This window comes from Amycolatopsis tucumanensis, from assembly GCF_021654135.1.
Lineage (GTDB): Bacteria > Actinomycetota > Actinomycetes > Mycobacteriales > Pseudonocardiaceae > Amycolatopsis_E > Amycolatopsis_E tucumanensis.
On sequence record NZ_JAKGSD010000016.1, the window covers coordinates 1 to 18,189 of the forward strand.

An 18,189-nucleotide genomic window follows, 5' to 3' on the forward strand; every position below is an offset into this window, starting at 1 on the left:
GGCGCCCGGGACCGGGCGCGCCTGCGGCTGCTGCTGACGCGGCGCGCCGGGCTTGGGCGCCGCGCCGTTGCCGTTCCCGGCCGGCGGTGCCGGCCGGGCGCCGCCGGACCGGCCGGCGGGCTTGCTGTCCTTGGTGACGAAGGCGTCACGCAGCCGCCGGGCAACGGGTGCCTCGACGGTCGACGACGCCGACTTCACGAACTCGCCCTGCTCCTTCAGCTTGGCGAGAACTTCCTTGCTCGTAACCCCGAGCTCCTTCGCGAGCTCGTGCACACGGGCCTTGCCTGCCACTGCTCTCCTCAACTGGTGAGGCCGGGCGGCAAAACCCGCTCGACCTCGTCCTATCGTCGCGCGTTCATGGCTTCAGCTTCACGGCTGACTCATGACGGGTCGACCTGCTTCCTTCGTTCCATCCGGACCGGGGACGCTCCCCTGTCCATGCTTCCCGGTGACCTGCCCCAGGTGCTCGCGCAGCTCCGCCGCGTCCAGCGTCCCGTGGACCCTCAGGGCCCTGGGGAACGCCCGCCGCCGCTCGGCCTTGGCCAGGCAGTCCGGCCCGGGGTGCAACCAGGCACCCCGCCCCGGCAGCCGCCGACGCGTGTCGGCGACCAGCCGCCCGTCCAGCGCGACCACTCGCAGTAGTTCACCGACGGGAGCTCGCTTCTTGCACCCCACGCACGTCCGCACCGGGGTGTCGCCCCGGTGCTTCGAGCGTGCGGTATCCGAGCGCGAGCTCCGCACCACCGTCGAGTTTAACTCCTGGCCCCTCACTCAGCCGAACCGGTTGTCGCTGCGGGCGTGGCGTCCTCCTCGGAGGCGGCCGCGTCGCTGCGGATGTCGATCCGCCACCCGGTGAGCCGGGCGGCCAGGCGGGCGTTCTGGCCCTCCTTGCCGATGGCCAGGGACAGCTGGAAGTCCGGCACCACGACGCGGGCCGTCTTCGCACGCTCGTCCACCACCCGTACCGAAACAACCTTGGCGGGGCTCAGCGCATTCCCGACGAAGCGAGCCGGATCCTCGGAGTAGTCGACGATGTCGATCTTCTCACCCCCGAGCTCGCTCATCACGTTGCGCACCCGCTGGCCCATCGGGCCGATGCAGGCGCCCTTCGCGTTGACGCCCGGCACGGTGGACCGGACGGCGATCTTGGTGCGGTGCCCGGACTCGCGGGCGACCGCGGCGATCTCGACGGTGCCGTCGGCGATCTCGGGGACCTCCAGCGCGAACAGCCTGCGCACCAGGTTCGGGTGGGTGCGCGACAGCGTGATCGACGGGCCGCGGGCGCTGCGCGACACGGTGACCACGTACGCCTTGATGCGCTCGCCGTGCTCGTACCGCTCGCCGGCCACCTGCTCGCCGGGGGGAATCACCCCCTCGGTGTCGCCGACCTGCACGATCACCATGCCGCGGGCGTTGGCCCGCGCGTCGCGCTGGATCACGCCGGCGACGATCTCGCCCTCGCGGGTGGAGAACTCGCCGTAGGTCTTCTCGTGCTCGGCGTCGCGCAGGCGCTGCAGGATGACCTGCCGCGCGGTGGTCGCCGCGATGCGGCCGAAGCCCTCGGGGGTGTCGTCCCACTCCTCGTCGACGTCGCCGTTCTCGTCCAGCGTGTGCGCGAGGACGCGCACGACGCCGGTCTTGCGGTCGATGTCGATGCGGGCGTGCGGCTGGTGCCCCTCGGTGTGCTTGTAGGCCGTCAGCAGCGCGGTCTCGATGGCCTCGATGACCGTTTCGAAGGGGATGTCCTTGTCCCGCTCGATCGCGCGCAGGGCCGCGATGTCCACGTTCACTTCGGATCCTCCTCCGGCTCGCCTGCGTTGTGCTCCGAGGCGTCCTGGTCGAGCAGCTTCAGCTCCTCGGTCGGTGGTTGCCTGAACTCGATCTCGATCACGGCCTTGGCCACGTCGGCGTAGGGCACGTCCCGGATCGCACCGGCCACCAGCACCCGCACCGAGTCCTCGCCCGCGTGCCCCACGCGGCCCACGTACTCGGCGCCCTCCCGCGGCGTGATCCGCACGAGGCGGAACCGCGAACGGCGCCAGTGGCGGGGGCGGGTCAGCGGGCGGTCGACGCCGGGCGAGGTCACTTCGAGCGTGTAGGCGCCCGCGATCAGCTGCTCGTTCTCGTCCAGCGCGGCCGAGACGGCTCGGCTGACGTCGGCGACCTCGTCGAGTCCCACGCCGTCGTCGGAATCGACGACGACCTTGACGAGCTTGCGGCGGCCCGCCTGCTGGACGTCGAGCGCGTCGAGGTCGAAACCCGCGCCGGACACGGCTTCGGCCACGATCGGCTCGAGCCGGGCGGCGAGTTCTCCAGGCACCTTGGCGCTCTCCTGTTTGGTGTGCTGTCGGTCGGTGAGGGACAAGCTTATCTTGTTGGCCCCGGTCACCGCCCGTGGTCACCGGTCCCCTGGCAGGATGGGCGCACGTGAGACCCCGTACCCGTCGTGACGTCCTGCGGGCGAGCGCCCTGGCGGCACTGGCCGCGCCCCTCGCCGCGTGCGCAACCGGCTACTCCGACGAACCGGATCCGCTGGCCCTGCTGGCCGAGCAGGCCCGCGCCGACGCCGCCGCGGCCGACGCCGTGGCCGCGTCCTCGTCCGCCGACGCGGACGTGGCGCGCCAGTACTCGGCGGCCCGCACCGCGCACGCGCGGGCCCTGCAGTCCGAAGTGGACCGGCTCAACCGGCCGAAGTCGCAGCCGGCCGTGGTCGTGCCGTCCGAGCAGGGCATGGCGGGGCTGAAGCAGCGGCTGGCCACCGCCCGGCAGCAGGCCGAGGGCCTGGTGGGCGGGCTGCCGCGGTACCGGGCCGGGCTGGTGGCCGCCGTCGCGGGCGGTTGCGCCGGGCTGCAGCAGGTCGGCACCAAGCTGGGGCCGGGCGCCGAGCCGGGTCAGGTGACCGCGACGGCGTCGGCGATCCCGCCGGAGTCGGTCGGGCCGGTGCAGCAGGCCCTGTCGGCCGAGCACGCGGCGCTGTGGGTCTACGGGCTGGTCAGCGCGTTCCTGCCGGGCAACTACACCGCGGGGGTCGCCGACGGCACCGCCGAGCACCAGGACCGCCGCGACGCGTGCGTGCGGATGCTGACCGCCGCCGGCGTGGAGCCGGGCGTGGCCGAGCCCGCCTACGTCCCGCCGCGGCCGGTCACCGACGCGACGTCGGCGAAGAGCGTGGTCGCCACCGCCGAGGCCGACGCCGCCACGGCCTGGCGGGGCGTGCTGGAGCAGACCGACGACGCGGCGCTGCGGGACGTGGCGCTCAAGGCGCTGCTCGCCTCGGCGCGGCGCGGCACCCGCTGGCGCGAGGCGGCGGGCGAGCAGCCGACCGCGATCGTGCTGCCCGGCTCGGCCGCCCAAAGCTGACTGGGGGCGCGCGACGGCGCGTGACGACATAACCTTCCCCGGACACGTTCGACGCCCGAGGACGCCCCTTGCTGACCCTGACCCGCACCCTGGCCGGCCTGTCCGGGGACGGCGCCGCCCGCCTGCGCGGCCTGCTGCTGCGCCAGCTGATCCGGATGCCGCACGGGCGGCCCGGCGAGTTCGTCGTGCTGCACCTGTTCCTGGTCCCGCCCGAGCCCGGCGGCAGCCGCTACGCGCTGTACGAGGTCGCGCAGCCGCTCGTCGACGAGCCGTTGCCGCAGGTGCAGGGCCGGGCGCTGAGCGAGCAGCAGTCCGCCCACGGCGATCCGCGCCTGGTGCCCGGCGCCGACCAGGGCTGGCGGGAGGCCGACCCCGGCCGCCGCGGCGTCTACCTCGGCACCGGCGCCCGGTTCACCGGCTCGCGGCCCGGCATCACCGGCACGACGATCGCCCGGCTGGTCGACCACACCGCGGTGATGTTCGTCCTGGACGAGGGGCACCAGCCGGTGTTCCTGCAGAGCTCGAAGGAGCTGGTCGTCGCGGGCGAGCGGCTCCCGCCGTCACCGGACATCCCCGCGCTGGGCAAGCCGCCGTTCCTGCTGATCGACTCGCTGGTCGCCTACCTGCGCAACGCCGGCTAGGCGCCCAGGATGCGGTGCACGGTCGAGGCCGGCACGTCCAGGACTCCGGCGATCCTGGCGGGGCCGGGCCGGCGGTCCTGCCGCACCCGCAGGACCTTGCGCTCCACCTCCGCAGACGTTCGGGTCGGTGAGGTGTGCGGGCGACTTGGACGGTCGGCCGGCCCGGCCTCGCCCTCCTCCCGGAACCGGCGCAGCCACTTGTGCCCCGTCCATGATCCCTACAGCTAGGCGCCCGGCGCGAGGTCCAGCGCCTCCTTGCTGATGCGCTGCAGCGTGGCCTCGTCGGCGTGGCCGTCGAAGAAGGCGGACAGCACGATGGTCACCGAGGCGCCGGTGACGCGGGACAGGTAGTCGCCGTCGGCGAGTTTCGGCGCGCCCGGGATCTTCGCCGTGCCGTCGCGCACCAGGTCGTTCACGTTGCCGGTGCCGTCGGTGTCGGCGAGCTTCTTCAGCTGCTGCGCGTCCTCCGGGGTGGACATGGTGACCACCGCGACCGACACCAGCGCCCGGGTGGCCCCGCTGCTGGTCGTGTAGAGGGCGCGGGACAGCCGCTGGCACGGGTGCTGCGTGAAGAACTGCTTCACCTGCGAGTAGGAGTTCGCGGCGCAGTCGGTCGCGGCCACCGGGCCGTCGCTGACCACGAACTGGAACTCCTTGGCGGGCGACTGGGCCGCCGGCGGGGTCTCCTCCGCGGAGCCGCCGCGGACCAGCCACCACACGAGTCCCGCCACGACCGCCACCGCGACCAGTCCGGCTGCCTTGAGCAGCGGGCCGCCCGCGCGCCGGGACGGCGGCCCGGCGGGGATCCGGGGCAGCGGCGCGGTGTCGCCGCGGCCGGGAGTGAACTGCGCACCAACCACGGGGGGACACCGTAGCTCACTCGTCAGGGTGACTCACCGCAACGCGTCCACAACCCGTTCGACGTCGTCTTCGGTGTTGTACAGGTGGAAGCCGACGCGCGCCCGGCCCGCGCGGACGCTGGCCGTCACCCCGGCACGGGCGAGGGCCGCCGGATCGGCGTCCAGCGCCACGATCGCGCTGCCCCGTTCCGGCAGGCCGAGCCTGGTCAGCAGGGTGTCGGCCAGTTTGACGTCGTGCGCGCGGACCGCGGTCAGGTCCAGCGAAGCCAGGTACGGCAACGCCACCGCCGCGCCGGCGTGCGCGAACCACACCGGCGACACGTCGAACCGGCGCGGCCCCTCGGCCAGGCGCAGCGGCATGCCGTAGGTGGCCTGCCACGGGTCCTCGCCCGCGTACCAGTTCGCGGCGACGGGCACGGTGCGCTCCGCGGCGCGCGGGTGCACCGCCAGCCAGGCGCAGCCGCGCGGGGACATCAGCCACTTGTAGCCCGCGGCCACCACCCAGTCGGCCCACTCCAGGTCCAGCGGCAGCCAGCCGGCGGCCTGGGTCGTGTCGAGGGCGACCGGGACGCCCGCGGCTTCGGACTCCGCACGCAGCGCGTCCAGGTCCACCACCGCGCCGTCCCGGGACTGCGCGACGCTCACCACCACCAGGTCGTGGCCGCGGACGGCGCCGGGCAGCTCGGCGACCGGGACCTCGGTGACGCGCGCGCCGCGGGCGGCGAACGGGAACGTCGCGCTCGTGAACTCCCCCTCCGCGGTCAGCACGCGGGCGCCCTCGGGCAGCCCGGCCGCGACGCTCGCGAGCAGCTGCGACACGGCGGCGCCGATGGCGATCCGGTCCGCGGGCACGCCGACGAGCCGCGCGAAGGACTCCCGGGCCCGCGCGACGAGCGGGTCGAAGTCGCCGGGCTGGTGGGCCCCGGCGCGCCAGGCCTCGACGGACGCCGCCACCGCGTCGGCCACCGCCGCGGGCGGGATCCCGATGCTCGGGGTGTTGAGGTATCCGGCGGGGACGTCGAACTCGGCTCCGAAGGCTGTGCGCATGCCCGGACGCTAACCGACCTCCGCTGGGCGGTCACCGCGTTTTCGGCGAGACCGGCCGCCATGGCCGCGGGTGCCGCGAGCCCCGCTCCCGCCCGACGACGCCGACGTCCCGCGCCCGGTCCCGCGGCTCCGCCGCGGCGCCGAGCTCACGTCGCGCAGGGCGCGCTCGCGGCGTCGGAGCAGGTCGTGCGCCTCGGAGGGCAGGTCCGGGCCGCCGTCGGTCGAGGGCCGGTTCGTCCGGGTCGCATGCGCCGATGTCGGCCTCGCGGCGCCGCCCGCGACCAGCCACCTCGAACAGGGCACCCTCGACGTCGCCGCCGAGGCCCCGCTCCTCGTGGAGCAGGTCGAACTGCTGCTCGGCGGACGGTGACCCGGACGGGTGGTCACAGTGTTTTCACAGCGGGCGCGGGAAAACTGCGAACGTGACCAGGTTGCTGCCCAGCCCCGTGAGCACCCCGTTCACGTTCTGGTACCTGGTGGTGCTGCTGGCCACCACCGCGCTGCAGCACCTGCTCGGCGAGACGGTCTCGGCGCGCCTGCTGGAGCTGGCCAGCACCGACGCGCACAACCTGTGGCACCGGCCGGTGATGAGCCTGGTCAGCAGCGCGCTGTGGCTCGGCGACGACGGCTGGCTCGTGTACGTGATCATCTTCACGTTCGCCGTCGCCCCGCTGGAGCGCCGGATCGGCGCGGGGTGGACGTGCGCGGTCTTCGCGAGCGGGCACGTGCTCGCGACGCTGGCGACCGAGCTGCCGGTGATGTGGGCGCTGGCCGAGGGGTTGCTGCCCGCCACCGACGGCCGGTGGCTCGACATCGGGGTCAGCTACGGGTTTTTCGCCACCGCCGGCGCGCTCGTGCCGGTGCTGGCGCGGCGGTTCCGGATGTGGGCGGTCCCCGCGATCGAAGCCGGGATCGTCGTGATCTACCTCATAGACGGGCCGGGGACGCTGGGCGGGATCGTCACGTTCGCCGGGCACCTGATCGCGCTGCACATCGGGATGCTGGGCTGGTGGCGGTGGCTGGGGCGGCGCGGGGTCACCGGCACGCTCCCCGCGCCCGCCGGCCCCGGCGACTGCGCGCGGCCCTTGGCTGGATCGGCGGCGCGGTGAACGATGGGGGCCATGCACTGGCTCGAACTGGAGGGCGCGGTCAACGCGCGCGACGTCGGCGGGCTGCCCACCGAGGACGGCGGCGCGGTCGCGGAGCGGCGGCTGCTGCGGTCGGACAACCTGCAGGGGCTCACGCCACGCGACATCAAGGTCCTGGTCGAGGACTTCGGCCTGACGACGGTGGTCGACCTGCGCGGCACCCCCGAGGTGACCAAGGAGGGCCCGGGGCCGCTGACGAACGTCGAGTCGGTGCGGCACCACCACTACTCGGTCCTGCCGGAAAGCGGCGGCACCACCGACGCGACGGCCGACGACATCAGTGACGCCCTGTACCTGAAGCGGCGGCAGCGGACGATCGAGCGGTTCCCCGACGACGTGATGACCGCGCTGTACCTGGGATACCTGGAGGACCGGCCGGAGAGCATCGTCGGCGCGCTGCGCACGATCGCCGGCGCCCCGGGCGCGGCGCTGGTGCACTGCGCGGCGGGCAAGGACCGGACCGGCGTGGTGACCGCGTTCGCGCTGACGGTCGCCGGTGTGCGGCGGGACGCGGTGGTCGCCGACTACGCCGCCAGCGGCGAGCGGATCCGCGCGATCCTGGACCGGCTGCGCGCCTCCCCCACCTACGCGCCGGACCTGGACAAGCGCCCGGACGACGACGACCACCGCCCCAAGCCGGAGACGATGTCGCTGTTCCTCGGCGAGGTCGACCGGCGTTACGGAGGCGCGGTAAGGTGGCTGGACGCGCACGGCTTCGACGCGGCCGACGGGGCCGAGCTGCGCGGCAAGCTGCTCGGCTGAGGGCTACGGCGCGGTCGATCCGCCGAGCGGCATCGGGTCCAGCCCGAGCTTGCGGTGGTCCCACGAGCGCACCCGCACCGGGTCGACCCGCACCACCACCCGCTTGTTCAGCATCATCTCCACCGCGGGCCGCAGCTCCGCCGAGTACGGCCCGTAGTAGCGCTCGAACACGTTGACCCCGACGGCCCAGATCTCGTCCGGGTCCTCGCTGATCACGCCGCGACCCTCGATCGACACGCCACGCAGCGCGTCGTAGGTCAGGCCGTCCTCCACCAGCACCGTGATGCGCGGGTCGCGGCGCAGGTTGACCGCCTTCTGCGACTTGGCCTTCGTCTCCAGCCAGATCGTCCCGTCCAGCACGGCGAACCACATCGCGACCAGGTGCGGTGTGCCGTCCGCGCCCAGGGTCGCGATCGTCGCCGTCCGGCTCGCCGCCACGAACTCCGCGATCTCCGCCTCGGTCATGCGGATCTCCGCCCGCTGGTTCACTCCCACAGCGCACTCCGGTTCAGCAGGGTCAGGATCCGCGCGGCCGGATCGGGATCGTCCGGCCGCAGCACCAGGTCCGGTGAGACCGGCGCCTCGTAGGGGTCGTCGACGCCGGTGAACCCGCGGATCTCCCCGGCCCGCGCCTTCGCGTACATCCCCTTCGGGTCCCGCGCCTCGCACACCTCCAGCGGCGTGTCCACGAACACCTCCAGGAACGGCAGCCCGGCCCGCTCGTGCACCTCCCGCACGCGGTCCCGGTCCGCCCGGTAGGGGCTGATCAGCGACGCCACCGCCACCACACCGGCATCGGCGAACAGGCGCGCCACCTCCCCGACGCGCCGCACGTTCTCGGCCCGGTCCTCGGCGCTGAACCCGAGGTCGGCGTTGAGCCCGTGCCGCAGGTTGTCCCCGTCCAGCAGGTACGCCGGACGCCCCGCCGCGACCAGCCGCCGCTCCAGCTCGACCGCGATGGTCGACTTCCCCGACGCCGACAGCCCGGTCAGCCACACCGTCAGCCCGCGCGTGGCACGTTCCTCCCGGCCCACCGCGGCCGCGTGCCACACCACGCGCGACGCGGGCAGCGCGGGACCGGTGATCATGCCGGCCGCGACGGTGTTCCCGGTGGTGTCGTCGACCAGGATGAAGCTGCCGGTGGCCCGGTTGCGCCGGTACGGGTCGAACAGCAACGGCTTGCGGGTGCGCAGCTGCACGCGCCCGATCTCGTTTAGCGCAAGCGCTTTCGCGGTCTCGTCGCGGTGCAGCGTGTCCACGTCGAGGCGGTAGTCCAGCTTCTGCACCGCCGCCGTCGTCTCCGCCGTGGTGTGCCGGATCGTGTACGTCGCGCCGGGCGTCAGCGAACCGGCCTCGGCGAGCCAGCACACCATCGCGTCCAGGTCCTGCCCGGTGTGCGGCCGGTTCGCCGGGCGGCAGATCAAGTCGCCGCGGCCGACGTCCAGTTCCCCGGTCAGCTGCACCGTCACGGCCTGCGGCGGGAACGCCTCGGTGACCGGCATCCCACCCGGCCCCCAGATCGCCGCCACCCGGCTGGACAACCCGGACGGCAGCACGACCACCTCGTCGCCGGGCTTGAACACCCCGCCCGCCACGGTTCCCGCGTAGCCGCGGAAGTCCCGGCCGCCCTGGCGGATCACGTACTGCACGGGCAGCCGCGCGTCGATCAGGTTGCGGTCGGAGGCGACGTGCACCTCCTCCAGGTGGTGCAGCAGTGATGTCCCCTCGTACCACGGCATGCTCGCCGAGCCGTGCACCACGTTGTCGCCGTGCAGCGCGGACACCGGGATGAAGGACAGGTCGGTGACGTCCAGCTTCATCGCGAACCGGCGGAAGTCCTCGCGGATCTCGTCGAACCGCTCCCGCGACCAGCCCACCAGGTCCATCTTGTTCACGCACAGCACCAGGTGCGGGATTCCCAGCAGGGAAGCCAGGAACGCGTGCCGCCGGGACTGCTGCAGCACGCCCTTGCGCGCGTCCACCAGGACGAGCGCGAGGTCCGCTGTGGACGCTCCGGTGACCATGTTGCGGGTGTACTGGATGTGGCCCGGCGTGTCGGCGATGACGAACTTCCGCCGCGGTGTGGCGAAGTAGCGGTAGGCCACGTCGATCGTGATGCCCTGCTCGCGTTCGGCGCGCAGGCCGTCGGTGAGCAGCGCGAGGTTCGGGTAGTCCTCGCCGCGCTGCCTGCTCGCCCGCTCCACCGCGGCGAGCTGGTCGGTGAACAGGGACTTGGAGTCGAACAGCAGCCGCCCGATGAGCGTGGACTTGCCGTCGTCCACGCTGCCGGCCGTGGCCAGGCGCAGGAGCTGGGGCATCAGAAGTAGCCCTCCTTCTTGCGGTCCTCCATGCCTGCCTCGGAGATCCGGTCGTCCGCGCGGGTCGCGCCGCGCTCGGTGACGCGCGTCGCGGCGACTTCGGCGACCACTTCGTCGGCCGTGCTTGCGGTGCTGTTCACGCAGCCGGTGCAGGTGGCGTCCCCGACGGTGCGGAACCGCACGGTCGCCTCGTACGGCTCCTCGCCGTCGAGCAGCCGCAGGAACCTGGTGTGCGCCAGCAACATCCCGTCGCGCTGCACCACCGGGCGGCGGTGCGCGTAGTAGATCGGCGGCAGCTCGATGCGCTCGGCCGCGATGTAGGACCAGATGTCCAGCTCGGTCCAGTTGGACAGCGGGAACACGCGGATGTGCTCGCCGCGCCGGTGCCGCCCGTTGTAGAGGTTCCACAGCTCCGGCCGCTGGTTGCGCGGATCCCACTGGCCGAACTCGTCGCGGAAGCTGAAAACGCGTTCCTTGGCGCGCGCCTTTTCCTCGTCGCGGCGGGCGCCGCCGAACACCGCGTCGAACCCGCCCTCGCGGATCGCCCGCAGCAGCGTGACGGTCTGCAACCGGTTGCGGGAGGCGCGCGGGCCGGTGTCCTCGGTGACGCGGCCGGCGTCGATGTCGTCCTGCACGCGGGCGACGTGCAGCCGCAGGCCCATCCGGTCCACCACCCGGTCCCGGAACTCGATCACCTCGTCGAAGTTGTGGCCGGTGTCGACGTGCAGCACGCCGAACGGCAGCGGCGCGGGCCAGAACGCCTTGGCGGCCAGCGCGAGCATGACCACCGAGTCCTTGCCGCCGGAGAAGAGCAGCACCGGGTGCTCGAAGGTGGCCGCCACCTCGCGGAAGATGTGCACCGACTCCGCCTCGAGCAGGTCGAGGTGGGACAGCTCGTAGACCGTGGTCACCCGGAAAAATTAGAACACGTTCTTGCCAGCGGTCAACCGGGCGAGCATGCTGGGCGCATGGACCTTGCCGCGATCGAGGCGATCCGCCGGACCAAGCACGCGTACCTGCGCTGCGTCGACCTGAAGCGCTGGGACGAGATCGGCGGGACCTTCACCGAAGACGCCACCGCCGACTACGGCACCCCCACCTACGGCGACCCGATCCGCCTGTCCGGCCGCGACGCGATCGTGGGCTTCCTGCGCGAGCGCCTGGTGCCCGAGATCATCACGGTGCACCTGGCCACGCAGCCGGAGATCGACGTCGACGGCGACACCGCCACCGGCACCTGGGCGTTCCAGGACCAGGTGATCGCCACCCAGCACAACGTCGCGATCATCGGCGCCGCGTTCTACTCCGACCGCTACCGGCGCGAGGCCGACGGCGTCTGGCGGATCTCGCACACCGGGTACGTCCGCACCTACGAGGCGATGCTGTCGCTGGCGGACCTGAAGAGCTTCCAGCTCACCGCGAACCGGTGGGCCGTCCCGTCCGCTTAGAACACGTTCCAGGAGTCGCCGGTGCTCACGCAGCCGTTCGCCGAAGCCCTCGCCGAGGCCGAGAAGATCATCCGCGAAGCCCCGCACATCGCGGGTGAACAAGATCTGGTCGAGGGTCTGGACTACCTGGCCGGCAGCATCCGCGCCTCGCTGCAGATGGCCTGGGCGTACGAGAAGGACTTCCCGTTCTTCGTCCGCTCCACCGGCCCGTACACGAAGATGGGCCTGGACAACCCGGACACCCTGTACTTCCACTCCTACCTGCGTGACGACGCCGAGTACGTGGTCACCGGGCAGCGCGGCACCACCGCCGACCTGAGTTTCCAGGTGCTGAACGGCAACTACTCCCCCGTCGAGGTGCCGGACAGCCTCACCGCGTTCGACGACCGCGCCTTCGACATCGACGACGACGGCCGGTTCGAGATCCGGTTCGGCCCCGGGCTGAGCGGCCGCAACCGCTTTCCGCTCGGGCCGGGCTCGGCGATGCTGATCGTGCGTGAGGTGTTCAGCGACTGGGCCGCCGAGCGCCCGGGGATGGTGCGCATCCACCGCGTCGGCGCCGAAGGGCAGGCTCCGCCGCCGCTGTCGCGGGACACGCTCGCCAAGCGGTACGGCGTCGCGGGCAAGATCCTGCTGTCCCGGCTGAACACCTTCCTCGCCTTCCCGAAGTGGTTCTACCTCGACCTGCCGGTCAACACGATGACCGAGCCGCGCGCCACGCCGGGCGGGCTGAGCACGCAGTTCTCCTCGGTCGGGCACTACGACCTCGACGACGACCAGGCGATGGTGGTGACCGTGCCGCGCTGCGCGGACGCGCCGTACCAGGGCATCCAGCTGGGCAGCATGTGGTACATCTCGCTGGACTACGCCAACCACCAGACGAGCCTGACCGCGGACCAGGCGCGGGTGGACCCGGACAGGAAGATGCGGTTTGTCATCAGCGAGCGCGATCCCGGCGTGGCGAACTGGCTGGAGCGCACCGGTCACCGGCGGGGGTACGTGCAGATCCGGTGGCAGCGGCTGTCGCGCGACCTGAAACCGGACGACGGGCCGGAGGTCGAGATCGTGCCGGTGGCCGAGCTGCCGGACCGGCTGGCCTACTACGACCAGGCGACGGTGACCCCCGCGGAGTGGTCCACCCGGATCGCGGCCCGGCAGGCCGCCACGGCCGCGAGGATGCTGGGCTGATGTTGTTGCGCGACAAGGTGGTCGTGGTGTCCGGGGTCGGGCCGGGGCTGGGCCGGTCGATCGCGGTGGAGAGCGCGAAGGCAGGCGCGGACGTGGTGCTCGCGGCGCGCACCGAGTCCCGGCTGGCGGAGGTCGCCAAGGAGATCGACGAGCTGGGCCGCCGCACGATCTCGGTGCCGACGGACATCACCAGCGAGACCGACGCCCAGCGGCTCGTCGAGGCCACTGTGGACACTTTTGGCCGGGTGGACGCGCTGGTGCACAACGCGTTCGCGATCCCGCCGATGACGAACCTGGCCGACGTGGACCTGGACGGGGTGCGCGCGGGGTTCGAGGCGAGCTCGATCGCGGCGCTGCGGCTGACCCGGCTGTTCCTGCCCGCGCTGGAGTCCGCGGGCGGCTCGGTGGTAGTGATCAATTCGGCGGTGCTGCGGCACTCGCGGCAGCCGTACGGGCCGTACAAGATGGCGAAGGCGAGCCTGCTCGCGCTCGCGCAGAGCCTGGCGACCGAGCTGGGGCCGCGCGGCATCCGGGTCAACTCGGTGGCGCCCGGCTACATCTGGGCGGACTCGCTGAAGTGGTACTTCGGCTACCTCGCCGAGAAGCGCGGGATCACGCGCGACGAGGTGTACGCCGAAACCGCCTCGACCATCGACCTGCGCCGGCTGCCCGAACCCGACGAGATCGCCGACGCCGTGATCTTCCTGGCCTCGCCGATGGCGCGGGCGATCACCGGGCAGTGCCTGGACGTCAACTGCGGCGAATACCACCACTGAGGAGGCTCCGGCGATGAGCATCGGACGCGACAGCGTCGGCACGGTCGACGACCTGCACGCCTCCGCGACCCGGTTTTGCGGATTGAGCGACTTCGGGGGCGACGAGTACCGCGAGGGCCTGGCCGTGCTGCTGGAGTCCTACGCGCGGGACGCCGGGCTGACCCCGTTCGGGAACAAGATCAAGCGCGCGTTCCTGCGGCAGGCGCTGGTGGCGCGGCTGCTCAGCGAGGAGGCGTGGAAGCGTTTTCCCGAGTACGCCGAGGTGCGCCTCGAGCGGCCGATCTTCGTCACCGGGCTGCCCCGCACCGGGACCACGGCCCTGCATCGGCTGCTCACCGCCGATCCGGCGCACCAGGGGCTGGAGGTGTGGCTGGCCGAGGTGCCGCAGCCGCGGCCGCCGCGGGAGACGTGGGCGGACAACCCGGTGTTCCAGGGCATCCAGGCCGGGTACGAAAAGCACCACGTCGAGCACCCGGAGTTCCTCGGGGTGCACCACAGCTCCGCCGAGCAGGTCGAGGAGTGCTGGCAGCTGCTGCGGCAGTCGGCGAAGTCGGTGTCGTACGAGTGCCTGGCCCACGTGCCGACGTACTCGGAGTGGCTGGCGGCGCAGGACTGGACCGACGCGTACGCACGGCACCGGCGCAACCTGCAGCTGATCGGGCTGCCGGACCGGGACAAGCGGTGGGTGCTGAAGAACCCGTCGCACCTGTTCGCGCTGGACGCGCTGCTCGCGGTCTACCCGGACGCGCTGGTGATCCAGACGCACCGCGCGCCGGAGACGATCATCGCGTCGGTGTGCAGCCTGAACCAGCAGGCGTCGGCGGGCTGGTCGACGGTGTTCGAGGGTCCGGTGGTCGGCCGGTCGCAGCTGGAGCTGTGGTCCCGCGGGGCGGCGACGTTCAAGCGGGAACGGGCCAAGCACGACCCGGCGCAGTTCTGCGACGTCGACTACGCCGACTTCGTGGCCGACCCGCTGGCGGTGGTCGCGTCGGTCTACGAGCACTTCGGGTTGCCCTTCACGACCGCCGCGGAGTCGGCGATGCGCGCGGTGTACGAGGAGAGCACCACCGGCGCGGGCCGCCCCTCGCACCGCTACACCCTGGAGGAGTTCGGCCTGACGGCGGAGGAGGTGCGGGAGCGCTTCGCCTGAGGCTGCTGCCGCCGTCACGGCGTCAGGCGGGACAGGTGGTGATCCACGAGCGAGATCACCTCCGCCGGCGTCCGGTGCCCCAGCAGGACCGCGTCGCCGAGACCGGTGACGAGGGCCAGCAGCAGGTCGGCTTCCCGGATCGGGTCCAGGTCCGCGTGCAGGTCGCCGTCGGCCTGGCCGGCGGTGATCATGGCGGAGACGGCGTCGCGGAGTTGCGCGTGACCGAGGCGGAACCGCTCGGCGATCTCCGGGTCCTTCAGCGCCTGATCGGTGAGCCGGGACGCAGCGAGCAGACCGCGCCCATCCGCGACGCCGACGACCAGGCCGCGTGGCTCGGCACCGTGCTCGCCACGCTGGGCCTGCGCGACGTCCACCTCGTCGGCTACTCCTTCGGCGGGTGGCTCGCAGCCGACTTGGCCGTGCGCGCACCGGACCGGCTCGCCTCGCTGCCCCTGATCGACCCGGTGCGGACCTTCGCCCCGTTCCCGGTCCCCCTGCTCGTGCGCACCGCCCTCACGCTCGTCCCCGCCTTCCTGGCCTGGATCTCCGGCGGCGCCGAAGTGGCCGAGGACGACCCCGTGGCCACGGTGATCGACGAGGGCATGCGGACCTACCGGATCGCGCTGCCCACTCCTGCGCTGTTCACCGACGCGCGACTGCGCGGCCTGACCGTCCCCGTCCTCGCACTCATCGCGGCCCGCAGCGTCATCCACGACGGCCGGCGCGCGGCCACCCGCGCGCGGGAGCTGCTGCCGGACGCCCGGGTCGAGCTGTGGCCAGCGACCACCCACGCGATCGCGGGCGAATCGGCCGACGAGGTCAACGCCCGGGTGCTGGAGTTCCTCGCCGAGCTCGAGCAACGACGTGAGTCACCCGAGCGCTTCGCCTGATCTAGCGAACGCTGTCGAACCGTTCCGTGCCGACCACGCCCAGCAGCTGCAGCTTCTCCGCCGCCTCGGTGCGTGGCGGCGCCGTCAGCACCAGCAGCATCTGCGACTGGTCCTCGGTGAACAGCACCTGGCAGTCCACCTCGATGTCGCCCAGCTGGGGGTGCACGAGCACCTTGTGGTCCACGAACCGCTTGGCCACCTCGTGCCGTTCCCACAGCTCCGCGAACTCCGGGCTGGCCTTCGTCAGCACCCGCACCAGCTCGCCTGCCCGGGACTGCGGCCCCATCGACCCGAGCGCCGCCCGCAGGCCCGCCACGAGGGCCCGGCCCTGGCGCCCCCGGTCGTGCTCCGGGTAGATCCGGCGCTCCGCGGGGTCGGTGAACCAGCGGTAGATCTCGCTGCGCGCCCAGCCCGTCAGGTGCGACCGGTCGCCGTAGAGGGCGTCGGCCATGCTGTTCTGCACCAGCACCTCGCCGAGGTTCGACAGGATCAGCGCCGGCGTGTCCGACAGCCGGTCCAGGACGCGCTGCAGCGCGGGCGCCACGTGCGCCGCCGCCACCACCGGTGTGGGTGCGTTGCGGCCGGCGATGCGGAACAGGTAGTCGCGCTCGGTGGCGGTCAGACGCAGCGCGCGGGCGAGCGCGGCCAGCATCTGCTCGCTCGGCTGCGGGCCACGCTGCTGCTCCAGCCGCGTGTAGTAGTCGGTCGACATCGCCGCCAGGGCCGCGACCTCCTCCCGCCGCAGACCCGCCGCCCGGCGGCGCGGCCCGGCGGGCAGCCCGACGTCCTCCGGCCGCAGCTGTTCGCGGCGGCTGCGCAGGAACGCCGCCAGCTCTTCACGCTCCATACCCCCAGTATCCGCCCCGGGGCGGGGCGAACCAGGGACCGCCGATCCCCCGATGAGCGATCTCTTCACCGCCCCGTCGCGCCCGGCCAGACTCGGGAACATGAACATCAGCGGAAACACCATCTTCATCCCGGGTTCCACCAGCGGCATCGGCCTCGCCCTCGCGCGGCGCCTGCGGGCCAAGGGCAACACCGTCATCGTCGGCGGCCGCCGCACCGAACTGCTCGACTCGCTCGCCGCCGAGGGGTTCGACACCGTGCGCATCGACACCGCCGACGCCGACAGCATCCGCGCCGCGGCCGACGAGGTCATCGGCAAGCACCCCGACCTCAACGTGATCATCGCGATGTCCGGCATCATGCGCGTCGAGGACTGGCACCGCCCGGAGGGCTTCCTGGCCTCGGCCGAGGAGACCGTGACGACGAACGTGCTCGGCCCGATCCGGCTCATCGCCGCGTTCGTCGAACACCTCAGGAGCAAGCCCGACGCGACCATCGTGACCGTGTCCTCGGGCCTGGCGTTCGCCCCGCTCAAGGCCACGCCGAGCTACAACGCGAGCAAGGCCGCCATCCACATGCTCAGCGAGTCGCTGCGGCTGCAGCTCGCGGACACCTCCGTCAAGGTCGTCGAGCTGGAGCCGCCGTCGGTGCGGACCGCCCTGCTGCCCGGCCAGGAGGAGAGCGAGTTCGCCATGCCGCTCGACGACTTCGCCGACGAGGTGGTCAAGCTGTTCGAGACGCAGCCGGACGCCAAGGAGATCCAGGTGGAGAACGTGAAGTTCCTCCGCTACGGCGAGGCCCGCGGCGACTACGACCAGGTCGTGGCCACCCTCAACGCCGCGGACCCGCACGGCAAGCACTAAGTGGCCAGGCGTCGCCAGGACAGCAGGAACACCAGCGCCGCGACGATCGACCCGGCGGAGGCGAACGATCCGGCGCCCAGGTAGATCACCCACTCGTCCGCCCCGGCCAGGCCCTCGCGCGCCAGCGGGACACCCCACAGGATGGCGCCGAGGGTCAGGCCGGCCAGGGCGGCGAGCACCGCGAAGGCACCGATGACCACCCGGCCGAGCCGGCGGTTTCCCTCGTACGGGTGCACCGCGCCGCGCCGCGCGAGCCACCACGACGCCAGCGCCGCCAGCGCGAGGGCGATCGCGTCGGCGGCGAGGGTGTCGGAGAGCCGGTGCCACTTCGCGGTGAGCGTGTACTGGCCGATGCCCACCGCCCACGGCAGCACGACCAGCATCACCACGCCGCGCCAGCGGTACGGCGCGACGATCACGGCCGCGAACAAGACGGTCATGGCGATCGTGGTGTGGCCACTGGGCAGGCTGTTGTGGCCGAAGTCGCCCGTCACCGGCACCAGCGCGGGCCGGACCAGCACGAACCGCTTCAGCACCTGCACGACCACCTGGCCGAGCACGATCACCCCGACCGCCGCGACCGCGAGGTCCCAGCGGCGGCGGAGCGCGCCCGTCAGCGCGATGAGCAGCGTCGCCCCGGCCAGCGAGTAGACCGTGATCTCGTCGAGCGCCTGCCACGCCTGCCCCGACTCGGCCGCGTCCGCCTGGTCGGCGCCCCGCAGCGCGGCGTTCTCCAGCGCCTGTCCACTCGCCGTCCACACGGCCAGCAGGTAGACCGCCACCGTCAGCGCGGCCGCCACGGCGGCGATCACCAGCCACCGCCGCGACGAAACACCGGCGGTCTGCCCGACCACCTCGTCGTCCACCACCACCCGCTCAGAATGGATCAAGC

Annotated in this window: 23 protein-coding genes and 1 pseudogene; 10 read left to right on the forward strand and 14 right to left on the reverse strand. The window is 72.7% G+C overall.

Going from position 1 to position 18,189, the window contains the following annotated elements; all coding sequences use genetic code 11:
* The 4 genes from L2C96_RS17490 to rimP all read right to left on the reverse strand — a co-directional run.
* Window positions 1-291, reverse strand: a 291-nt coding sequence (locus tag L2C96_RS17490) for a translation initiation factor IF-2 N-terminal domain-containing protein (RefSeq protein WP_237336975.1), incomplete at its 3' end; no start/stop codon positions are given.
* 78 nt (window positions 292-369) lie between these two features.
* Window positions 370-771, reverse strand: coding sequence for a YlxR family protein (locus L2C96_RS45090; protein ID WP_308191160.1), 402 nt, complete (start codon window positions 769-771; stop codon window positions 370-372).
* A complete protein-coding gene (gene nusA / locus L2C96_RS17500; RefSeq protein WP_020418714.1) occupies window positions 768-1,790 on the reverse strand; it encodes a transcription termination factor NusA in 1,023 nt (340 codons plus the stop codon). Before nusA ends, L2C96_RS45090 begins: the two co-directional genes overlap by 4 nt.
* On the reverse strand, window positions 1,787-2,320 hold the full coding sequence (rimP, locus tag L2C96_RS17505; RefSeq protein WP_027935973.1) for a ribosome maturation factor RimP: 534 nt from the start codon (window positions 2,318-2,320) through the stop codon (window positions 1,787-1,789). Before rimP ends, nusA begins: the two co-directional genes overlap by 4 nt.
* A 107-nt stretch (window positions 2,321-2,427) precedes the next feature.
* Between rimP and L2C96_RS17510 the strand changes: the two genes are divergently transcribed.
* Window positions 2,428-3,360 (forward strand): ferritin-like domain-containing protein, encoded by a 933-nt coding sequence (locus L2C96_RS17510; protein ID WP_237336976.1) that lies wholly within the window; start codon window positions 2,428-2,430, stop codon window positions 3,358-3,360.
* A 68-nt stretch (window positions 3,361-3,428) separates the two neighbouring features.
* Entirely contained in the window at window positions 3,429-4,001 is a 573-nt protein-coding gene (locus L2C96_RS17515; RefSeq protein WP_237336977.1) for a hypothetical protein, read from the forward strand.
* Here the strand turns inward: L2C96_RS17515 and L2C96_RS17520 are convergent.
* The 4 genes and pseudogenes from L2C96_RS17520 to L2C96_RS45505 all read right to left on the reverse strand — a co-directional run.
* Window positions 3,998-4,198 (reverse strand): annotated as a pseudogene (locus L2C96_RS17520) (helix-turn-helix domain-containing protein); the annotation flags it as partial. The gene L2C96_RS17515 and the pseudogene L2C96_RS17520 sit on opposite strands and share 4 nt — an antisense overlap.
* 27 nt (window positions 4,199-4,225) lie before the next feature.
* On the reverse strand, window positions 4,226-4,861 hold the full coding sequence (locus L2C96_RS17525; protein WP_020418709.1) for a hypothetical protein: 636 nt from the start codon (window positions 4,859-4,861) through the stop codon (window positions 4,226-4,228).
* 33 nt (window positions 4,862-4,894) lie between these two features.
* Window positions 4,895-5,908 (reverse strand): aminotransferase class V-fold PLP-dependent enzyme, encoded by a 1,014-nt coding sequence (locus L2C96_RS17530; RefSeq protein WP_237336978.1) that lies wholly within the window; start codon window positions 5,906-5,908, stop codon window positions 4,895-4,897.
* Between the two features lie 9 nt (window positions 5,909-5,917).
* Complete coding sequence (locus L2C96_RS45505) at window positions 5,918-6,295, reverse strand: CysS/YqeB C-terminal domain-containing protein (protein ID WP_425550241.1); 378 nt, start codon at window positions 6,293-6,295, stop codon at window positions 5,918-5,920.
* Window positions 6,296-6,330: 35 nt separating this feature from the next.
* On the opposite strand from L2C96_RS45505, the gene L2C96_RS17540 reads away from it, so the two are divergent.
* Together L2C96_RS17540 and L2C96_RS17545 are read left to right on the forward strand one after the other, a co-directional pair.
* The gene (locus L2C96_RS17540; RefSeq protein ID WP_237336980.1) at window positions 6,331-7,017 is read left to right on the forward strand and encodes a rhomboid-like protein; all 687 of its coding nucleotides are present in this window, start codon (window positions 6,331-6,333) and stop codon (window positions 7,015-7,017) included.
* Window positions 7,018-7,029: 12 nt separating this feature from the next.
* Window positions 7,030-7,818: a tyrosine-protein phosphatase gene (locus L2C96_RS17545; protein WP_237336981.1), complete on the forward strand. Its 789-nt coding sequence runs from the start codon at window positions 7,030-7,032 to the stop codon at window positions 7,816-7,818.
* Between the two features lie 3 nt (window positions 7,819-7,821).
* On the opposite strand, the gene L2C96_RS17550 is transcribed toward L2C96_RS17545, so the two are convergent.
* Genes L2C96_RS17550 through cysD form a run of 3 tightly spaced genes read right to left on the reverse strand, consistent with a single transcriptional unit; the run spans window position 7,822 to window position 11,047 of the window.
* Window positions 7,822-8,283: a pyridoxamine 5'-phosphate oxidase family protein gene (locus L2C96_RS17550; protein WP_235716144.1), complete on the reverse strand. Its 462-nt coding sequence runs from the start codon at window positions 8,281-8,283 to the stop codon at window positions 7,822-7,824.
* Window positions 8,284-8,303: 20 nt separating this feature from the next.
* On the reverse strand, window positions 8,304-10,136 hold the full coding sequence (gene cysC, locus L2C96_RS17555; protein WP_237336982.1) for an adenylyl-sulfate kinase: 1,833 nt from the start codon (window positions 10,134-10,136) through the stop codon (window positions 8,304-8,306).
* The gene (gene cysD, locus L2C96_RS17560; RefSeq protein WP_020418703.1) at window positions 10,136-11,047 is read right to left on the reverse strand and encodes a sulfate adenylyltransferase subunit CysD; all 912 of its coding nucleotides are present in this window, start codon (window positions 11,045-11,047) and stop codon (window positions 10,136-10,138) included. Before cysD ends, cysC begins: the two co-directional genes overlap by 1 nt.
* Before the next feature lie 57 nt (window positions 11,048-11,104).
* Here cysD and L2C96_RS17565 point away from each other — a divergent pair, with 57 nt between their 5' ends.
* Genes L2C96_RS17565 through L2C96_RS17580 form a run of 4 tightly spaced genes read left to right on the forward strand, consistent with a single transcriptional unit; the run spans window position 11,105 to window position 14,698 of the window.
* The gene (locus L2C96_RS17565; protein ID WP_237336983.1) at window positions 11,105-11,584 is read left to right on the forward strand and encodes a nuclear transport factor 2 family protein; all 480 of its coding nucleotides are present in this window, start codon (window positions 11,105-11,107) and stop codon (window positions 11,582-11,584) included.
* Window positions 11,585-11,605: 21 nt separating this feature from the next.
* Window positions 11,606-12,772 carry a hypothetical protein gene (locus L2C96_RS17570; protein WP_237336984.1) on the forward strand — a complete coding sequence of 389 codons (1,167 nt, stop codon included), beginning with the start codon at window positions 11,606-11,608 and terminating at the stop codon, window positions 12,770-12,772.
* On the forward strand, window positions 12,772-13,548 hold the full coding sequence (locus L2C96_RS17575) for an SDR family oxidoreductase (RefSeq protein ID WP_237336985.1): 777 nt from the start codon (window positions 12,772-12,774) through the stop codon (window positions 13,546-13,548). Before L2C96_RS17570 ends, L2C96_RS17575 begins: the two co-directional genes overlap by 1 nt.
* 13 nt (window positions 13,549-13,561) lie before the next feature.
* On the forward strand, window positions 13,562-14,698 hold the full coding sequence (locus tag L2C96_RS17580) for a sulfotransferase family protein (RefSeq protein ID WP_237336986.1): 1,137 nt from the start codon (window positions 13,562-13,564) through the stop codon (window positions 14,696-14,698).
* 14 nt (window positions 14,699-14,712) lie between these two features.
* Here L2C96_RS17580 and L2C96_RS17585 read toward each other — a convergent pair whose 3' ends face one another.
* A complete protein-coding gene (locus tag L2C96_RS17585; RefSeq protein ID WP_237337094.1) occupies window positions 14,713-15,021 on the reverse strand; it encodes a TetR family transcriptional regulator C-terminal domain-containing protein in 309 nt (102 codons plus the stop codon).
* Between L2C96_RS17585 and L2C96_RS17590 the strand changes: the two genes are divergently transcribed.
* The gene (locus tag L2C96_RS17590; protein WP_237336987.1) at window positions 14,917-15,588 is read left to right on the forward strand and encodes an alpha/beta fold hydrolase; all 672 of its coding nucleotides are present in this window, start codon (window positions 14,917-14,919) and stop codon (window positions 15,586-15,588) included. The genes L2C96_RS17585 and L2C96_RS17590 overlap by 105 nt on opposite strands.
* Before the next feature lies 1 nt (window position 15,589).
* On the opposite strand, the gene L2C96_RS17595 is transcribed toward L2C96_RS17590, so the two are convergent.
* Window positions 15,590-16,435: a helix-turn-helix transcriptional regulator gene (locus L2C96_RS17595; RefSeq protein WP_020418696.1), complete on the reverse strand. Its 846-nt coding sequence runs from the start codon at window positions 16,433-16,435 to the stop codon at window positions 15,590-15,592.
* A 100-nt stretch (window positions 16,436-16,535) separates the two neighbouring features.
* On the opposite strand from L2C96_RS17595, the gene L2C96_RS17600 reads away from it, so the two are divergent.
* Window positions 16,536-17,297 (forward strand): SDR family oxidoreductase, encoded by a 762-nt coding sequence (locus L2C96_RS17600; RefSeq protein ID WP_237336988.1) that lies wholly within the window; start codon window positions 16,536-16,538, stop codon window positions 17,295-17,297.
* Here the strand turns inward: L2C96_RS17600 and L2C96_RS17605 are convergent.
* Window positions 17,294-18,187 carry a phosphatase PAP2 family protein gene (locus L2C96_RS17605; protein WP_237336989.1) on the reverse strand — a complete coding sequence of 298 codons (894 nt, stop codon included), beginning with the start codon at window positions 18,185-18,187 and terminating at the stop codon, window positions 17,294-17,296. The genes L2C96_RS17600 and L2C96_RS17605 overlap by 4 nt on opposite strands.
* Window positions 18,188-18,189: the final 2 nt, after the last annotated feature.